Origin of the sequence: Rhizobium sp. RU33A, assembly GCF_900156055.1 — a bacterium.
GTDB lineage: Bacteria > Pseudomonadota > Alphaproteobacteria > Rhizobiales > Rhizobiaceae > Allorhizobium.
In genome coordinates this window covers 546,967-563,501 of sequence record NZ_FTMQ01000003.1, presented here as the reverse complement: position 1 = coordinate 563,501, position 16,535 = coordinate 546,967, and the positions used below count along the sequence as shown (strand labels likewise).

The 16,535-nt window shown below is 59.4% G+C and carries 11 protein-coding genes; 1 reads left to right on the top strand and 10 read right to left on the bottom strand.

What is annotated here, in order from left to right; all coding sequences use genetic code 11:
- Positions 1-15 precede the first annotated feature (15 nt).
- The 8 genes from BW978_RS13630 to rpsL all read right to left on the bottom strand — a co-directional run bounded on the left by BW978_RS13630 (position 16) and on the right by rpsL (position 6,747).
- Entirely contained in the window at positions 16-309 is a 294-nt protein-coding gene (locus BW978_RS13630; RefSeq protein WP_006728685.1) for a 50S ribosomal protein L23, read from the bottom strand.
- Positions 306-926, bottom strand: a complete 621-nt coding sequence (rplD, locus tag BW978_RS13625; protein WP_076395916.1) for a 50S ribosomal protein L4 — start codon at positions 924-926, stop codon at positions 306-308. The genes BW978_RS13630 and rplD overlap by 4 nt, the downstream gene beginning before the upstream one ends.
- Positions 927-939: 13 nt before the next feature.
- Positions 940-1,578, bottom strand: coding sequence for a 50S ribosomal protein L3 (gene rplC, locus BW978_RS13620; RefSeq protein WP_076395913.1), 639 nt, complete (start codon positions 1,576-1,578; stop codon positions 940-942).
- A gap of 173 nt (positions 1,579-1,751) precedes the next feature.
- On the bottom strand, positions 1,752-2,060 hold the full coding sequence (rpsJ, locus tag BW978_RS13615) for a 30S ribosomal protein S10 (protein WP_009109911.1): 309 nt from the start codon (positions 2,058-2,060) through the stop codon (positions 1,752-1,754).
- A 378-nt stretch (positions 2,061-2,438) separates the two neighbouring features.
- Positions 2,439-3,614 carry an elongation factor Tu gene (gene tuf, locus BW978_RS13610; RefSeq protein ID WP_069041580.1) on the bottom strand — a complete coding sequence of 392 codons (1,176 nt, stop codon included), beginning with the start codon at positions 3,612-3,614 and terminating at the stop codon, positions 2,439-2,441.
- A gap of 72 nt (positions 3,615-3,686) precedes the next feature.
- Positions 3,687-5,786 (bottom strand): elongation factor G, encoded by a 2,100-nt coding sequence (gene fusA / locus BW978_RS13605; RefSeq protein ID WP_076395911.1) that lies wholly within the window; start codon positions 5,784-5,786, stop codon positions 3,687-3,689.
- A gap of 32 nt (positions 5,787-5,818) precedes the next feature.
- Positions 5,819-6,289: a 30S ribosomal protein S7 gene (gene rpsG, locus BW978_RS13600; protein WP_076395909.1), complete on the bottom strand. Its 471-nt coding sequence runs from the start codon at positions 6,287-6,289 to the stop codon at positions 5,819-5,821.
- Between the two features lie 86 nt (positions 6,290-6,375).
- The gene (gene rpsL, locus BW978_RS13595; protein WP_003507760.1) at positions 6,376-6,747 is read right to left on the bottom strand and encodes a 30S ribosomal protein S12; all 372 of its coding nucleotides are present in this window, start codon (positions 6,745-6,747) and stop codon (positions 6,376-6,378) included.
- Positions 6,748-7,267: 520 nt separating this feature from the next.
- On the opposite strand from rpsL, the gene BW978_RS13590 reads away from it, so the two are divergent.
- Complete coding sequence (locus BW978_RS13590; RefSeq protein WP_054149591.1) at positions 7,268-7,561, top strand: hypothetical protein; 294 nt, start codon at positions 7,268-7,270, stop codon at positions 7,559-7,561.
- Between the two features lie 199 nt (positions 7,562-7,760).
- Here the strand turns inward: BW978_RS13590 and rpoC are convergent, their stop codons facing one another.
- Both rpoC and rpoB read right to left on the bottom strand, forming a co-directional pair.
- Positions 7,761-11,972 carry a DNA-directed RNA polymerase subunit beta' gene (rpoC, locus tag BW978_RS13585; protein ID WP_076395907.1) on the bottom strand — a complete coding sequence of 1,404 codons (4,212 nt, stop codon included), beginning with the start codon at positions 11,970-11,972 and terminating at the stop codon, positions 7,761-7,763.
- A 196-nt stretch (positions 11,973-12,168) separates the two neighbouring features.
- Positions 12,169-16,302, bottom strand: coding sequence for a DNA-directed RNA polymerase subunit beta (gene rpoB, locus BW978_RS13580; protein ID WP_076395905.1), 4,134 nt, complete (start codon positions 16,300-16,302; stop codon positions 12,169-12,171).
- Positions 16,303-16,535 lie beyond the last annotated feature (233 nt).

Here is a 16,535-nt window from a genome sequence, read left to right as displayed (position 1 = left end):
TTCTTGTTCCCTACCTCAGACGCCCGTCGACACGTCGATGGACTGACCTTCGGCGAGCGTCACGACGGCCTTCTTGACGTCCTTCTGCTTGCCGGCGAAGCCGCGGAAACGCTTGGTCTTGCCCTTGCGGACGAGCGTATTGACGGCAGTAACCTTGACGCCGAAGAGAGCCTCGACAGCAGCCTTGATTTCAGGCTTGCTGGCGCCCTTGGCGACGTTGAAGACGACCTGGTTGAACTCAGACACCATGGTCGACTTTTCCGTGATCGACGGAGATACGATCACGTCATAATGGCGAAGATCCGTCATTTGAACCGCTCCTCCAGAGCTTCCACAGCAGCCTTGGAAAGCACGAGCTTGCCACGGCGCAGGATGTCATAAACGTTGATGCCCTGAACCGGCAGAACATCGATGTTCGGGATGTTCGAAGCGGCGAGCTTGAAGTTGCTGTCGATTTCGGCGCCGCCGATGACGAGAGCATTAGTGAGGCCGAGGGAGGCGAAGCTACCGACGAGCAGCTTGGTCTTGGCTTCAGCCGCAACCAGGTTGTCGACGATGATCACGTCATCCGACTTGAACTTTGCAGACAGGGCGTGACGCAGAGCGAGCGCACGAACCTTCTTCGGCAGGTCATGGGCGTGGCTGCGAACAACCGGACCATGTGCCTTACCACCGCCGCGGAACTGCGGAGCGCGGGCCGAATGGTGACGAGCACGACCGGTGCCCTTCTGCTTGTACATCTTGGAGCCGGTGCGGGAAACTTCCGAACGGCCCTTGGTCTTGTGCGTACCCTGGCGCTTCTTGGCCAGCTGGTAGCGGATCATGCGCGCGATCAGATCTTCGCGGGGATCCAGACCAAAGATTTCGTCCGACAGAGAAAGCTTGCCGGCGTCTTTGCCCTCGAGGGTCTTGACGTTAAATTCCATGTCCTTGGCTCCCTTACTTCGCCGACTTCACGGCGTCGCGGACGATGATCCAGGAACCCTTGGAACCGGGAACGGCGCCCTTCACAAGGATAAGACCACGATCTTCATCGGTCGAAACGACTTCGAGGTTCTGGGTGGTGACGCGCGTCTGGCCCATGTGACCAGCCATGCGCTTGCCCTTCCAGACCTTGCCCGGATCCTGGTTCGAACCGGTCGAACCATGCGAGCGGTGCGAAACGGAAACACCGTGGGTCGCACGAAGACCACCGAAGTTGTGACGCTTCATGGCACCGGCGAAACCCTTACCGATCGTCGTGCCCGTGACGTCGACCAGCTGGCCGGCTTCAAAGTGGCTCGCGGTCAGCTGTGCGCCGACATCGATGAGGTTGTCTTCGGAAACGCGGAATTCAACGAGCTTGGCCTTGGGCTCAACGCTCGCAGCTGCGAAGTGACCACGAAGGCCCTTCGTCGTGTTCTTGACTTTCGACGTACCGGCACCGAGCTGAAGCGCTACATAGCCGTTCTTGTCGGCCGTGCGCTGAGCGACGACCTGTACGTTATCCATACGCAGAACTGTTACCGGGATATGTTCGCCGGCGTCGTTATAGACGCGGGTCATTCCCACTTTCTGTGCAATCACACCTGAACGCATTGGTTCATTCCTCTTGAGAGTCGCGGCCGGGAAAAAGTGATCCAGGCCTTTCCTCTTTGTTTAAGGATTCCACTCAGGCCCTTCCGAACCATCGGGTTTCCCGTTTCGAGAAGTCGTTGGCAGGTCTTGCCACGTACCTTCCTTGTTATTACGGCTCTCGCCGGAATTTCTTCTTAGAGCTTGATCTCGACGTCAACGCCGGCAGCCAGGTCGAGCTTCATCAGCGCGTCCACGGTCTGCGGGGTCGGGTCTACGATGTCGAGCAGGCGCTTATGCGTGCGCATTTCGAACTGTTCGCGGCTCTTCTTGTCGACGTGCGGCGAACGGTTGACGGTAAATTTTTCAATGCGTGTCGGGAGCGGTACCGGGCCGCGAACGCTCGCACCGGTGCGCTTTGCCGTCTGCACGATCTCGCGCGTGGAGGCATCGAGAACCCGGTGATCAAACGCCTTGAGGCGGATGCGGATATTCTGGCCGTTCATTCGACTTGTCCTTGTTTCTTTTCTTGCGTCCCGCATACGCAGAGACAGTGAATTACCATGACTGGCCGGCCCCAAATTTTCCAAAATCACAGCAACACCACGGGGTGTCCCTGTCACTCTTTCTAGTCATAAGGAGCCCTGCCGAACTCGACCCGTCACCAGGCCTTAGAATCTGCAGCGCTAAAAACCATACGGAGCAAATCACCGTACGATTCTGATCGTGGCCGGCGACATACACCGCAATCGGCCCTTCGTCAATGCGCCCAACCGGACGAATTGGCGACATGCGCGCTGTCTGCATGACTGGCTTGCACCAAGATGCAGACGAAAACGAAAAGCGGCCTCGGACACAAGGCCCGAGGCCGCCATCTCAATCGATTACTCGATGATCGAAGCGACGATGCCGGCGCCGACGGTACGGCCGCCTTCGCGGATAGCGAAGCGCAGCTTTTCTTCCATCGCGATCGGAACGATCAGCTCGACTTCAACCGTGACGTTGTCGCCCGGCATAACCATTTCCGTGCCTTCCGGAAGCGACACGATGCCGGTCACGTCCGTCGTGCGGAAGTAGAACTGCGGACGATAGTTGGTGAAGAACGGCGTATGACGACCGCCTTCTTCCTTCGTCAGGATGTAGGCTTCTGCCATGAACTTCTTGTGCGGCTTGACAGAGCCGGGCTTGCACAGGATCTGGCCACGCTCAACCGCATCGCGGGTAACGCCACGCAGAAGTGCGCCGATGTTGTCGCCAGCCTGGCCCTGATCGAGCAGCTTGCGGAACATTTCAACGCCCGTGCAGGTCGTCTTCGTCGTCGGACGAATACCGACGATTTCGATTTCTTCGCCGACCTTGACGATACCGCGCTCAACGCGACCCGTCACAACCGTACCACGGCCAGAGATCGAGAACACGTCTTCGATCGGCATCAGGAACGGCTGGTCGATCGGACGCTCAGGCGTCGGGATGTAGGCGTCAACCTGAGCCATCAGCTCGCGGATCGCGTCTTCACCGATCGTCTTGTTCGAATCTTCAAGAGCGGCCAGAGCCGAACCCTTGACGACCGGGATGTCGTCGCCCGGGAAGTCGTAGGACGACAGAAGTTCGCGAACTTCGAGTTCAACGAGCTCGAGCAGTTCGGCGTCGTCGACCTGGTCAACCTTGTTGAGGAAGACAACGATCGCGGGAACGCCAACCTGACGGGCGAGCAGGATGTGCTCGCGGGTCTGCGGCATCGGGCCGTCGGCGGCCGAGCAAACCAGGATCGCGCCGTCCATCTGCGCAGCACCAGTGATCATGTTCTTAACGTAGTCGGCGTGGCCGGGGCAGTCGACGTGCGCGTAGTGACGGGCAGGCGTCTCATACTCGACGTGTGCCGTCGAGATGGTGATGCCGCGCGCCTTTTCTTCCGGAGCGGCGTCGATCTGGTCATAGGCCTTGAACTCACCGAAATACTTGGTGATCGCTGCCGTCAGAGACGTCTTGCCGTGGTCGACGTGGCCGATCGTGCCGATGTTGACGTGCGGCTTGTTGCGCTCAAACTTACTCTTTGCCATTTTCGGCTCTCCATTTTCTGGTCCCCGTCAGGGGAAATTCACAAATTCAATTGGACGGGCGGGGTATCCCGGTCACTTCTGACCGGAATACTTTGCCTGGATTTCAGCAGCAACGTTCGACGGGACCGGTGCGTAGTGATCGAAGGTCATCGAGTACTGGGCGCGGCCCTGCGACATGGAGCGCAGGTTGTCGACGTACTTGAACATGTTGGCGAGCGGGACGTGAGCATTGATCACGATCGCGATGCCACGCTGTTCCTGGCCCTGGATCTGACCGCGACGCGAGTTCAGGTCACCGATCACGTCACCGACGTAATCTTCAGGCGTTACCACTTCGACCTTCATCATCGGCTCGAGCAGCTGTGCACCAGCCTTCTTGGCAGCTTCACGGAAGCAGGCACGCGATGCGATTTCGAAGGCGAGAACCGAGGAGTCGACATCGTGGAAGGCACCGTCGATGAGGGTGGCCTTGACGCCAAGCATCGGGAACCCTGCGAGCGGACCAGACGACAGAACGCTCTCGATACCCTTCTGAACGCCCGGGATGTATTCCTTCGGAACAGAACCACCGACGATCTTGGACTCGAACTTGAAGTCTTCGCCATCCGGGTTCGGTTCGAAGACGAGCTTGACGCGCGCGAACTGACCGGTACCACCGGACTGCTTCTTGTGCGTGTAGTCCTCTTCGTGCTGACGCGTAATGGTTTCGCGGTAAGCAACCTGCGGAGCACCAACGGTTGCTTCAACCTTGAACTCGCGACGCATGCGGTCAACGAGAATGTCGAGGTGAAGCTCACCCATGCCGGCAATGATGGTCTGGCCCGACTCCTGGTCAGTCTTGACGCGGAACGACGGATCTTCAGCAGCCAGACGGTTGAGCGCGAGGCCCATCTTTTCCTGGTCGCCCTTGGTCTTCGGCTCGATCGCAATCTGAATGACCGGCTCGGGGAATTCCATGCGCTCGAGGATAACCGGCTTCAGGGGATCGCAGAGCGTGTCGCCTGTCGTGGTTTCCTTGAGGCCGGCCAGTGCAACGATGTCGCCAGAGAAGGCTTCTTCGATGTCTTCGCGGCTGTTCGAGTGCATCTGCAGCATGCGGCCGACGCGCTCGCGCTTGTCCTTGACCGTGTTCATAACCGACACGCCCTTTTCGAGCTTGCCCGAATAGATACGTGCGAAGGTCAGCGAGCCGACGAAGGGGTCGTTCATGATCTTGAACGCCAGCATTGCCAAAGGCTCGGAGTCGTCAGCGTGACGTTCGATTTCGGCTTCGGTCTTGAAGTCGATGCCCTTGATCGCGGGAATGTCCAACGGCGACGGCAGATACTCGACGACGGCGTCGAGCAGCGGCTGAACGCCCTTGTTCTTGAAGGCAGTGCCGCAGAACATCGGGTGGAACTTGACGTCGATAGTGCCGCGACGAACGAGCGAACGGATCTTCTCATTGTCCGGCATGATGCCGTTCAAGTAGTCTTCCATCGCCTGCTCGTCGATTTCGACAACCGTCTCGATCAGCTTTTCGCGGTATTCTTCAGCCTTTTCCTTCAGGTCGTCCGGGATCTCGACAACGTCCCAGGCGGCACCGAGCGACTCGTCGCGCCATACGAGCGCGTTCATCTCGATCAGATCCACGACGCCCTTGAACTCGGTCTCAGCGCCGATCGGGAGCTGCATGACAACTGCGGTGGCACCGAGACGGGTCTTGATCATCTCGACCGAGCGGTAGAAGTCAGCACCGGTCTTGTCCATCTTGTTGCAGAAGATCATCCGCGGGACGTTGTACTTTTCAGCCTGACGCCAGACGGTTTCGGTCTGAGGCTCAACACCGGCATTGGCGTCGAGAAGGGCGATGGCACCGTCGAGCACGCGCAGCGAACGCTCGACTTCAATGGTGAAGTCAACGTGGCCGGGGGTGTCGATGATGTTGAAGCGGCGCATCTTGCCGTCGCGACCCTTCCAGAACGTCGTGGTGGCAGCGGAGGTGATCGTGATGCCACGCTCCTGCTCCTGCTCCATCCAGTCCATGGTGGCTGCGCCGTCATGAACTTCGCCGATCTTGTGCGACTTACCGGTGTAGTAAAGGATACGCTCGGTGGTCGTGGTCTTGCCGGCGTCAATGTGCGCCATGATGCCGAAGTTGCGGTAGTCTTCGATTTTATATTCGCGAGCCATAACGGACTGCCTTTCGATATTCGATCGGTTGATTACCAGCGGTAATGCGAGAAGGCGCGGTTTGCATCGGCCATCTTGTGGGTGTCTTCACGCTTCTTTACGGCGCTACCGCGGTTGTTGGCGGCGTCCATGAGTTCGCCAGACAGACGATCGACCATGGTGGTCTCGTTGCGCTTGCGAGCAGCAGTGATCAGCCAACGGATTGCGAGGGCCTGGCGGCGCTCCGGACGAACATCAACCGGGACCTGGTAGGTTGCACCACCAACGCGGCGCGAACGGACTTCAACATGCGGCGCGACATTGTCGAGCGCCTGATGGAAGATCGCGATCGGCTCAGCCTTGGCCTTGTTCTGAACGACGTCGAAGGCACCGTAGACAATGCTTTCAGCGACGGACTTCTTGCCGTGAAGCATGATGGCGTTCATGAACTTGGTGACGACGAGATCACCGAACTTCGGGTCCGGATTGATTTCGCGCTTTTCTGCACTGTGGCGACGGGACATACTATTTGTCTCTCAACGGTTAGGGACGCTTCATCACGCGGAGAACCTCGCGCAGCGCCGGTATCTTGTGAATGAAGGACCGAAGCTTACTTCGGACGCTTCGCACCGTACTTCGAACGGCGCTGCTTACGGTTCTTGACGCCCTGGGTGTCGAGAACGCCGCGGATGATGTGGTAACGAACACCCGGCAAGTCCTTGACGCGGCCGCCACGGATCATGACGACAGAGTGTTCCTGCAGGTTGTGACCTTCACCCGGAATGTAGCCGATGACTTCGAAGCCATTGGTCAGGCGGATCTTGGCAACCTTACGGAGAGCCGAGTTCGGCTTCTTCGGGGTCGTTGTGTAGACGCGGGTGCAAACGCCGCGCTTCTGCGGGTTTTCCTGCAGAGCAGGAACCTTATTGCGCTTTACCTGCGCCTGACGCGGCTTGCGGATCAGCTGGTTTACGGTAGGCATATACCCATCCCTTGCAAAATCTAGTCTCAAGCCCTCTCAGGCCCTGGTGGTTGCCGTTTCCGGCGGCGGCCGCACAGTTTTCTTCATGCGCAAAATGTGGCCCGACCCGTTTTCGCGGATGGACCACAAAAGACAGAGGACGCACTGCAAGAGTGCGTCGTGCGAGCAGCATTTGTGTCGTCAACGTGCGTTTGGAGACCTGTTTGAGACGAACTTCAGGACGCGTCGTCCCGAAAAACCCGGTCTCACATGGGCTCCGATGGCCGGGGTACTACTGTTTTCCCCCCTTAACGTCAAGTCACATCTCGCAATTAATGGCCTGAGCCCCCTGCCCGGCCGGGAGTCTTGCCCGGAGTCCGGGCGTTTCCGCACGGGAAAACGGAGATGCGAAGACGATTTGGCTTGGCTTGCGCCGCGAAACTTCTAGATAGGTAGAGACAGAGGGTCAACCGCCCTTACCGTCTGGTCGAATCGGCCGAGGCGAGAGAATCGTTCCGCCACAACAGGAAGACCAGGCGCCATGATCACCAGCCCCGACAATGACAACAACCGCGACGAGCCCATGGTGTTCATCGTCATCGCCAAGGCTTATGAGACCGAAGGCGGCCAGCCGATCGATCTGCACGTCATGCTGACTGCCCCGGACGATGACACGGCCGTGCGACTGACGCTGAACGCGCTCTCGGAAGAAGGCTTCCTGGAAGCCGATCTCGACCAGATCGGCATGATCACGGGTGCGCCGGACGAAGAGCCGCATGCCTCCGCCTATCAGGGCGCGCTTGAGGGCGAAGTCGCGATCATCCGCTTCGCCTGAGATTACGTCCACACAGCCGTAGAGCCAGAGGCCGGTCCATTGACCGGCCTTTTTCGTTGCGTGCTTCAGGACGCATGCTCGTGACGACGGCAGCCCAATCGCGGCTGACGCCCATCCTCCGGCCAAGAGCCGGAATGAAAAGACCGCCCGGAGATGGCTCCGGGCGGTCTTCCTAGTTTCAGTACGGACCAGCTTCCGATTACTCGGCGGCAGGTGCGCTTTCGCCAGCGAGGTTCTGCAGCATCGGCGTTGCGACGTCTGCACCCGTGCCCTTCTTGCGTTCCTCGAGGATGAGGTCGTCGCGCGAAGAGGCGATGCGGCGGATCTGCGTCATGGTACCACCGGTACCGGCCGGGATCAGACGGCCGACAATGACGTTTTCCTTCAGACCCTGCAGCGTGTCGGTCTTGCCGGCGATCGCAGCTTCCGTGAGAACCTTGGTGGTTTCCTGGAAGGATGCGGCCGAGATGAACGACGGCGTCTGCAGCGAGGCCTTGGTGATACCGAGAAGGACCGGATCGCCGTATGCCGGCTTCTTGCCCTCTTCGACCAGGCGGTCGTTGTTGTCATCGAGCTCAATGCGGTCGACGTTGTCACCGACGATGTAGTGGCTGTCGCCCGCGTCGGTGATCTCGACCTTCTGCAGCATCTGGCGAACGATCACCTCGATGTGCTTGTCGTTGATCACAACGCCCTGCAGACGATAGACTTCCTGGATTTCGTTGACCAGGTACGAGGCAAGTGCCTCGACGCCCTTGATCGCCAGGATGTCGTGCGGAGCCGGGTTACCGTCGAGGATGTAGTCACCCTTTTCGATATAGTCGCCTTCCTGAAGGTGGAAGGGCTTGCCCTTCGGGATCAGGTATTCGACAGGCTCGACACCGTCTTCAGCCGGCTCGATGATTACGCGACGCTTGTTCTTGTAGTCGCGGCCGAGGCGGATCGTACCATCGATCTCAGCGATCACGGCATGGTCCTTCGGACGACGGGCTTCGAACAGTTCAGCAACGCGCGGTAGACCACCGGTGATGTCCTTGGTCTTGGCACTTTCCAGCGGCGAACGTGCAAGCACGTCACCCTGGGAGACCTTCTGACCGGGCTCGACCGAGAGGATCGCCTCGACCGAGAGCTGGAACCGGGCTTCTCCGCCACGGGCCACCTTCAGAACATTGCCGCTGGCATCCTTGATGACGATTGCCGGCTTGAGGTCCGTACCGCGCGGCGTCGAACGCCAGTCGATGACCTGACGCTTGGTGATGCCGGTCGACTCGTCGGTGGCTTCGAGCACCGAGATACCGTCGACGACGTCCTCGAAATGCACGATACCCTCGACTTCCGTCATGATCGGGCGTGTGTACGGATCCCACTCGGCCAGACGCTGGCCGCGCTTCACCTTGTCGCCATCGTCGACGAAGACCTTCGAACCATAGGCCACACGCTGCGAAGACCGTTCGACACCACGCTCGTCGAGGAGCATGACGGCCATGCTGCGGCCCATGGCGATAAGAGTACCATCGGAGTTGCGCAGCATGTTGCGGTTCTTGATCTGCACCGTACCTTCGTACGAGGCTTCCAGGAACGACTGGTCGACCACGGTCGCGGTACCGCCCAAGTGGAAGGTACGCATGGTCAGCTGGGTACCCGGCTCACCGATCGACTGTGCAGCGATGACGCCGACGGCTTCGCCCATGTTGACGGGCGTACCACGTGCAAGGTCGCGGCCGTAGCAAATCGAGCAAACGCCGGTCTGAACTTCGCAGGTCAGTGCCGAACGAATGCGGATCGACTGGATACCAGCCTTTTCGATCTCGATGACGTCAGGCTCAAGGATCATCTGACCAGCATTGACGATACGCTCACCCGTGACCGGATGATCGATGTCGTCAAGGGCGGTACGGCCGAGAACTCGTGCACCGATGGAGGCAACGACCTGACCGGCGTCAACGATCGCCGTCATGGTGAGGCCCTTGTCAGTGCCGCAATCCACGAGGTTGACGATGCAGTCCTGGGCCACGTCGACGAGACGACGGGTCAGGTAACCGGAGTTCGCGGTCTTCAGAGCGGTGTCTGCGAGGCCCTTACGGGCACCGTGGGTCGAGTTGAAGTACTCGTTAACGGTCAGGCCTTCCTTGAAGTTCGAGATGATCGGTGTCTCGATGATTTCACCCGACGGCTTGGCCATGAGGCCGCGCATGCCGCCCAGCTGACGCATCTGGTTCGGTGAACCACGAGCACCCGAGTGCGACATCATGTAGATGGCGTTCATCGGCTTCTGGCGGTTGGTTTCCGGATCGAACTCGACAGCCTTAATGCGGGCCATCATGTCTTCGGCGACCTTTTCAGTGGCCTTGCCCCAGGCGTCGACGACCTTGTTGTACTTCTCGCCCTGGGTGATCAGGCCGTCGTTGTACTGCTGCTCGTATTCCTTGACCAGCGTTTCGGTGTCGCCAACGATCTTCGCCTTGGTTTCCGGGATGATCATGTCGTCCTTGCCGAACGAGATGCCAGCCTTGCAGGCGTGGGTGAAGCCGAGCTGCATGATGCGGTCGCAGAAGATGACCGTGTCCTTCTGGCCGCAATGGCGGTAGACCGTGTCGATCATCTTAGAGATGTTCTTCTTGGTCATTTCCTGGTTGCAGGTCTCGAAGGGTACGTTGACGTTCTTCGGCAGAAGTTCGCCGATGATCATGCGGCCAGGCGTGGTTTCATAGATCTTCGAAACCGGGTTGCCCTCGGCGTCGACGGTCTTGAAGCGGCCACGGATCTTGGCGTGCAGCGTGACGACCTTGTTTTCCAGAGCGTGGTGCAGTTCGCCCATGTCGGAGAAGGCCATGCCTTCGCCCGGCTCGTTCTGGTTCTGGATCGACAGATAGTACAGGCCGAGAACCATGTCCTGCGACGGCACGATGATCGGCTGACCGTTGGCCGGGTGCAGGATGTTGTTCGTCGACATCATCAGGACGCGGGCTTCGAGCTGGGCTTCGAGCGACAGCGGCACGTGAACGGCCATCTGGTCGCCATCGAAGTCGGCGTTGAAGGCCGTGCAAACGAGCGGGTGCAGCTGGATGGCCTTGCCTTCGACCAGGATCGGTTCGAAGGCCTGGATGCCCAGGCGGTGCAGCGTCGGTGCGCGGTTCAAGAGAACCGGATGCTCGCGGATGACCTCGTCGAGGATATCCCAGACTTCCGGCTTTTCCTTTTCAACCAGCTTCTTGGCCTGCTTGACGGTCGAGGAGTAACCCTTTGCGTCGAGGCGCGCGTAGATGAACGGCTTGAACAGTTCGAGCGCCATCTTCTTCGGCAGACCGCACTGGTGCAGCTTCAGTTCCGGACCCGTCACGATAACGGAACGACCGGAATAGTCGACGCGCTTGCCGAGCAGGTTCTGGCGGAAGCGACCCTGCTTGCCCTTGAGCATGTCGGAGAGCGACTTCAGCGGACGCTTGTTGGCGCCGGTGATGACGCGGCCACGACGGCCGTTGTCGAACAGCGCGTCCACAGATTCCTGCAGCATGCGCTTTTCGTTGCGGATGATGATGCCCGGAGCGCGCAGTTCGATCAGGCGCTTCAGACGGTTGTTACGGTTGATGACACGACGATAGAGGTCGTTAAGGTCAGACGTCGCGAAACGACCGCCATCGAGCGGAACGAGCGGGCGCAGGTCCGGCGGGATCACCGGAACGACCTTCATGATCATCCATTCAGGACGGTTGCCAGACTCCATGAAGTTCTCGACGATCTTCAGGCGCTTCATCAGCTTCTTCTGCTTGAGATCCGAGGTGGTCTCAGCCAGATCAGCACGCAGATCGCCAGCGATCTTCTCAAGATTCATCGAGGCCAGCATTTCGTAGATGGCTTCAGCGCCGATCATGGCGGTGAACTGGTCTTCGCCGAACTCGTCGACGGCCATCATGTACTCTTCTTCAGAGAGCAGCTGGTTTTCCTTGAGCGAGGTCAGACCCGGCTCAGTCACGATGTAGTTCTCGAAGTACAGAACGCGCTCGACATCCTTCAGCGTCATGTCCAGCAGCGTGGAGATGCGCGACGGCAGCGACTTCAGGAACCAGATGTGGGCAACCGGGGCTGCGAGCTCGATGTGGCCCATGCGCTCGCGGCGAACGCGCGACAGCGTGACTTCGACGCCGCACTTTTCGCAGATGATGCCCTTGTACTTCATGCGCTTGTACTTGCCGCACAGGCACTCGTAGTCCTTGATCGGTCCGAAGATACGCGCACAGAAAAGGCCGTCACGCTCGGGCTTGAACGTACGGTAGTTGATGGTTTCCGGCTTCTTGATCTCGCCGTAAGACCAGGAAAGAATCTTTTCCGGGCTCGCGATCGAGATCCGGATGGAGTCGAAGTGCTGGGCCGGCACTGTCGGGTTGAAAAGGTTCATGACCTCTTGGTTCATGCCTGTCTCCTTGATGGGGCTAAAAAGCCCTCGATTGGGTCGCGGTGGCGGCGAATTCCCGGGATGCCGCTCCGGACCCTGAAATGACAATAACCGCGAAATGCGGCGAAACTCCCCTTCCCGTCCCGATATTGGCCTTCGGGGCGATCAGGGAATGGCGTGCGCGGCCGAAGCCTCGCACGCCTTTGTCAAACCGTTATTCGGCGGCGTCCGGCAGCTGACCGTCTTCCGTCAGGAGCTTCGAGTTCTCGAGTTCGACGGAAAGGCCGAGAGAGCGCATTTCCTTGACGAGAACGTTGAAGCTTTCCGGAATACCGGCCTCGAAGGTGTCGTCGCCACGGACGATCGCCTCATAGACCTTGGTACGGCCGGCCACGTCGTCCGACTTCACCGTCAGCATTTCCTGCAGGGTGTATGCGGCACCGTAGGCTTCGAGCGCCCAGACTTCCATTTCCCCGAAGCGCTGACCGCCGAACTGCGCCTTACCACCGAGCGGCTGCTGGGTGACGAGCGAGTACGGGCCGATCGAACGAGCGTGGATCTTGTCGTCGACCAGGTGGTTCAGCTTGATCATGTACATGTAGCCAACGGTGACCTGACGGTCGAAAGCTTCACCGGTACGACCATCGTACAGGGTCGACTGACCCGACGGGTTGAGACCTGCACGCACCAGCATCTCGGAGACGTCGCTTTCATGCGCACCGTCGAAGACCGGCGTGGCGATGGATACGCCGCGCTTGGCTTCTTCGGCGAGCTTGACGAGTGCGTCGTCGTCGAAGTGCTTCACTTCGTCATGCGCTTCCGACTCGTAGATCTCCGTGAGTTCCTTGCGCAGATCGGTGATGTCGAGGTGCTTGCGATAGTCCTCGAGCATCTGGCCGATCTTCTTGCCCATGCCGGCGCAAGCCCAGGCAAGGTGGGTTTCAAGGATCTGACCGACGTTCATACGCGAGGGAACGCCGAGCGGGTTCAAGACGATGTCGACATGCGTGCCGTCTTCGAGGAACGGCATGTCCTCGACCGGTACGATGCGCGACACGACGCCCTTGTTGCCGTGACGGCCGGCCATCTTGTCGCCTGGCTGGATCTTGCGCTTCACAGCGACAAAGACCTTGACCATCTTCATGACGCCCGGAGGCATTTCGTCGCCGCGCTGGACCTTTTCGACCTTGTCCATGAAGCGCTGTTCAAGGCGCGACTTGGATTCGTCGTACTGGCCGCGGAGCGCTTCCAGTTCGCCCTGCACTTTTTCGTCCTCGACTGCAAACATCCACCACTGCGAGCGGGGGTATTCGGAGACGACGGCGTTCGTGAGTTCGACGCCCTTCTTGAAGCCCTTCGGACCTGCAATCGAGACCTGGCCACGCAGCATATCGATCAGACGGCCGTAGACGTTACGGTCAAGGATCGCCTGCTCGTCGTCACGGTCCTTGGCGAGGCGTTCGATTTCCTCGCGCTCGATGGCCATCGCGCGCTCGTCCTTCTCAACGCCGTGGCGATTGAAGACGCGAACTTCGACAACGGTACCAAACGTGCCGGGCGGCATGCGCATGGAGGTGTCGCGAACGTCGGAAGCCTTTTCACCGAAGATGGCGCGCAGAAGCTTTTCTTCCGGCGTCATCGGGCTTTCGCCCTTGGGCGTGATCTTGCCGACCAGGATATCGCCAGGAGCAACTTCCGCACCGATGTAGACGATACCGGCTTCGTCGAGGTTCTTCAGCGCTTCTTCCGAGACGTTCGGAATGTCGCGCGTGATTTCTTCCGGACCAAGCTTGGTGTCGCGGGCCATGACTTCGAATTCCTCGATGTGGATCGAGGTGAAGACGTCTTCCGAGACGATGCGCTCCGACATGAGGATCGAGTCCTCATAGTTGTAGCCGTTCCAGGGCATGAACGCGACGAGCGCGTTGCGGCCGAGCGCCAGATCGCCGAGGTCGGTCGACGGACCGTCCGCGATGATGTCGCCCTTGTTCAGAATGTCACCGACGGTGACCAGCGGACGCTGGTTGACGCAAGTGTTCTGGTTGGAGCGCTGGAACTTCTGCAGACGGTAAATGTCGACGCCCGACTTGGACGGATCGAGATCTTCCGTGGCACGGATAACGATACGGGTCGCGTCGACCTGGTCGACCACGCCACCGCGACGGGCACCGATGGCAGCGCCGGAGTCACGAGCAACGATCGGCTCCATGCCGGTTCCGACGAACGGGGCTTCGGCACGCAGAAGCGGCACGGCCTGACGCTGCATGTTCGAGCCCATGAGAGCGCGGTTGGCGTCGTCGTTTTCGAGGAACGGAATGAGAGCGGCAGCAACCGAAACCAGCTGCTTCGGCGAGACGTCCATCAGGTTGATGGTGTCGCGCGGGGACAGCATGACTTCGCCAGCATGACGGCAGACGACGAACTCTTCGACGAACTGGCCATCGGCCGTCAGTTCAGAGTTGGCCTGAGCGACGTAGTACTTCGCTTCTTCCATAGCGGAGAGATAGACGACGTCCTTCGTCACCTTGCCGTCGATGATCTTGCGGTACGGGCTTTCGATGAAGCCGTACTTGTTGACGCGGGCAAAGGTTGCGAGCGAGTTGATCAGACCGATGTTCGGGCCTTCCGGCGTCTCAATCGGGCAGATACGGCCGTAGTGGGTCGGGTGAACGTCGCGGACTTCGAAGCCGGCGCGCTCGCGGGTCAGACCACCCGGTCCAAGAGCCGAAAGACGGCGCTTGTGGGTGATTTCCGAAAGCGGGTTCACCTGGTCCATGAACTGCGACAGCTGCGAGGAGCCGAAGAATTCGCGGACGGCAGCAGCAGCCGGCTTGGCGTTGATCAGGTCCTGCGGCATGACGGTGTCGATTTCGATCGACGACATGCGTTCCTTGATCGCGCGCTCCATGCGGAGCAGGCCGAGACGGTACTGGTTTTCCATCAGTTCGCCGACGGAGCGAACGCGACGGTTGCCGAGGTTGTCGATGTCGTCGATCTCGCCCTTGCCGTCACGCAGCTCGACCAGCATCTTGACCACGGCCAGGATGTCGTCCTTGCGCAGAACGCGGACGGTATCGGGGCAATCGAGGTCGAGACGCATGTTCATCTTGACGCGACCGACGGCCGACAGGTCGTAACGCTCTGCATCGAAGAACAGCGACTGGAACATGGCCTCGGCCGAGTCCATGGTCGGCGGCTCACCCGGACGCATGACGCGGTAGATGTCAAACAGAGCATCCTGACGGTTCTCGTTCTTGTCGGCCGAGAGCGTGTTGCGGATGTAGGCGCCGACATTGATGTGGTCGATGCCGAGAACCGGGATTTCTTCAAAGCCCGAATCGAGGATCTGCGGGAGCGTCTTCTCATCGATCTCCGCGCCGGCTTCCATGTAGATTTCACCGGTCGACATGTTGACCAAGTCTTCGGCAAGGTAGTTGCCAAACAGGTCTTCGTCCGATGCCTTCAGGAACTTCAGGCCCTTGTCGGTCAACTGGCGCAGCAGACGCGGGGTCAGCTTCTTGCCGCCTTCGACAACAACTTCGCCGCTGTCGGCGTCGACGAGGTCGGAGATGGCCTTCGCACCCTTGAGGGTCTCAGGGTTGAACGGGAAGCGCCAACCCTTGCCGTCACGCTCATAGACGGACTTCGAGTAGAAGGTCGACAGGATCTCTTCGCCGTCCATGCCAAGCGCCATCAGCAGCGAGGTCACGGGGATCTTGCGGCGACGGTCGATACGGGCATGCACGATGTCCTTGGCGTCGAACTCGATGTCGAGCCAGGAACCGCGATAGGGGATGACGCGGGCAGCGAACAGAAGCTTGCCCGACGAGTGGGACTTGCCCTTGTCATGGTCGAAGAAGACGCCCGGAGAACGGTGCATCTGGGATACGATGACGCGTTCGGTACCGTTGACGATGAAGGTACCGTTGTTGGTCATCAGGGGCATGTCGCCCATGTAGACGGACTGTTCCTTGATGTCCTTGATCGAGCGTGCGCCCGTATCCTCGTCAATATCGAACACGATCAGGCGAAGCGTGACCTTGAGCGGTGCGGCATAGGTCAGGTCGCGCTGGCGGCATTCGTCGACGTCGAACTTCGGCGGCTCGAATTCGTAGGAGACGAATTCCAGCATCGATGCACCGGAGAAATCGGTGATCGGGAAGACGGACTTGAAAACGGCATTAAGCCCCTCGTCGGGACGGCCACCCTTGGGCTCGTCAACCATGAGGAACTGGTCATAAGATGCCTTCTGAACCTCGATGAGGTTCGGCATTTCTGCGACTTCTGGAATTTTTCCGAAAAACTTGCGTACGCGCCTGCGACCGTTAAAGGTAAGGGTCTGAGCCATCGTCGCTCCTTGTCAGTTTGCACCCGGGCCTGCAACAGACGGTGACCGCTGGCCAGGCGGCTCCGTCAAAAAATGGATCACTCAATCTCGTCTCGAGATCCGGACGGCCGGCCGGTTTGCCGGGCGCGCGGGTCAAGACCATCCTCTTGAGAACCCATTACCCAGGAACCGTTTTCATACGGTTCCTGGGTAATATGTTCGGAGGAAACGGGCGGGAGAAGGAACTTCTCCCG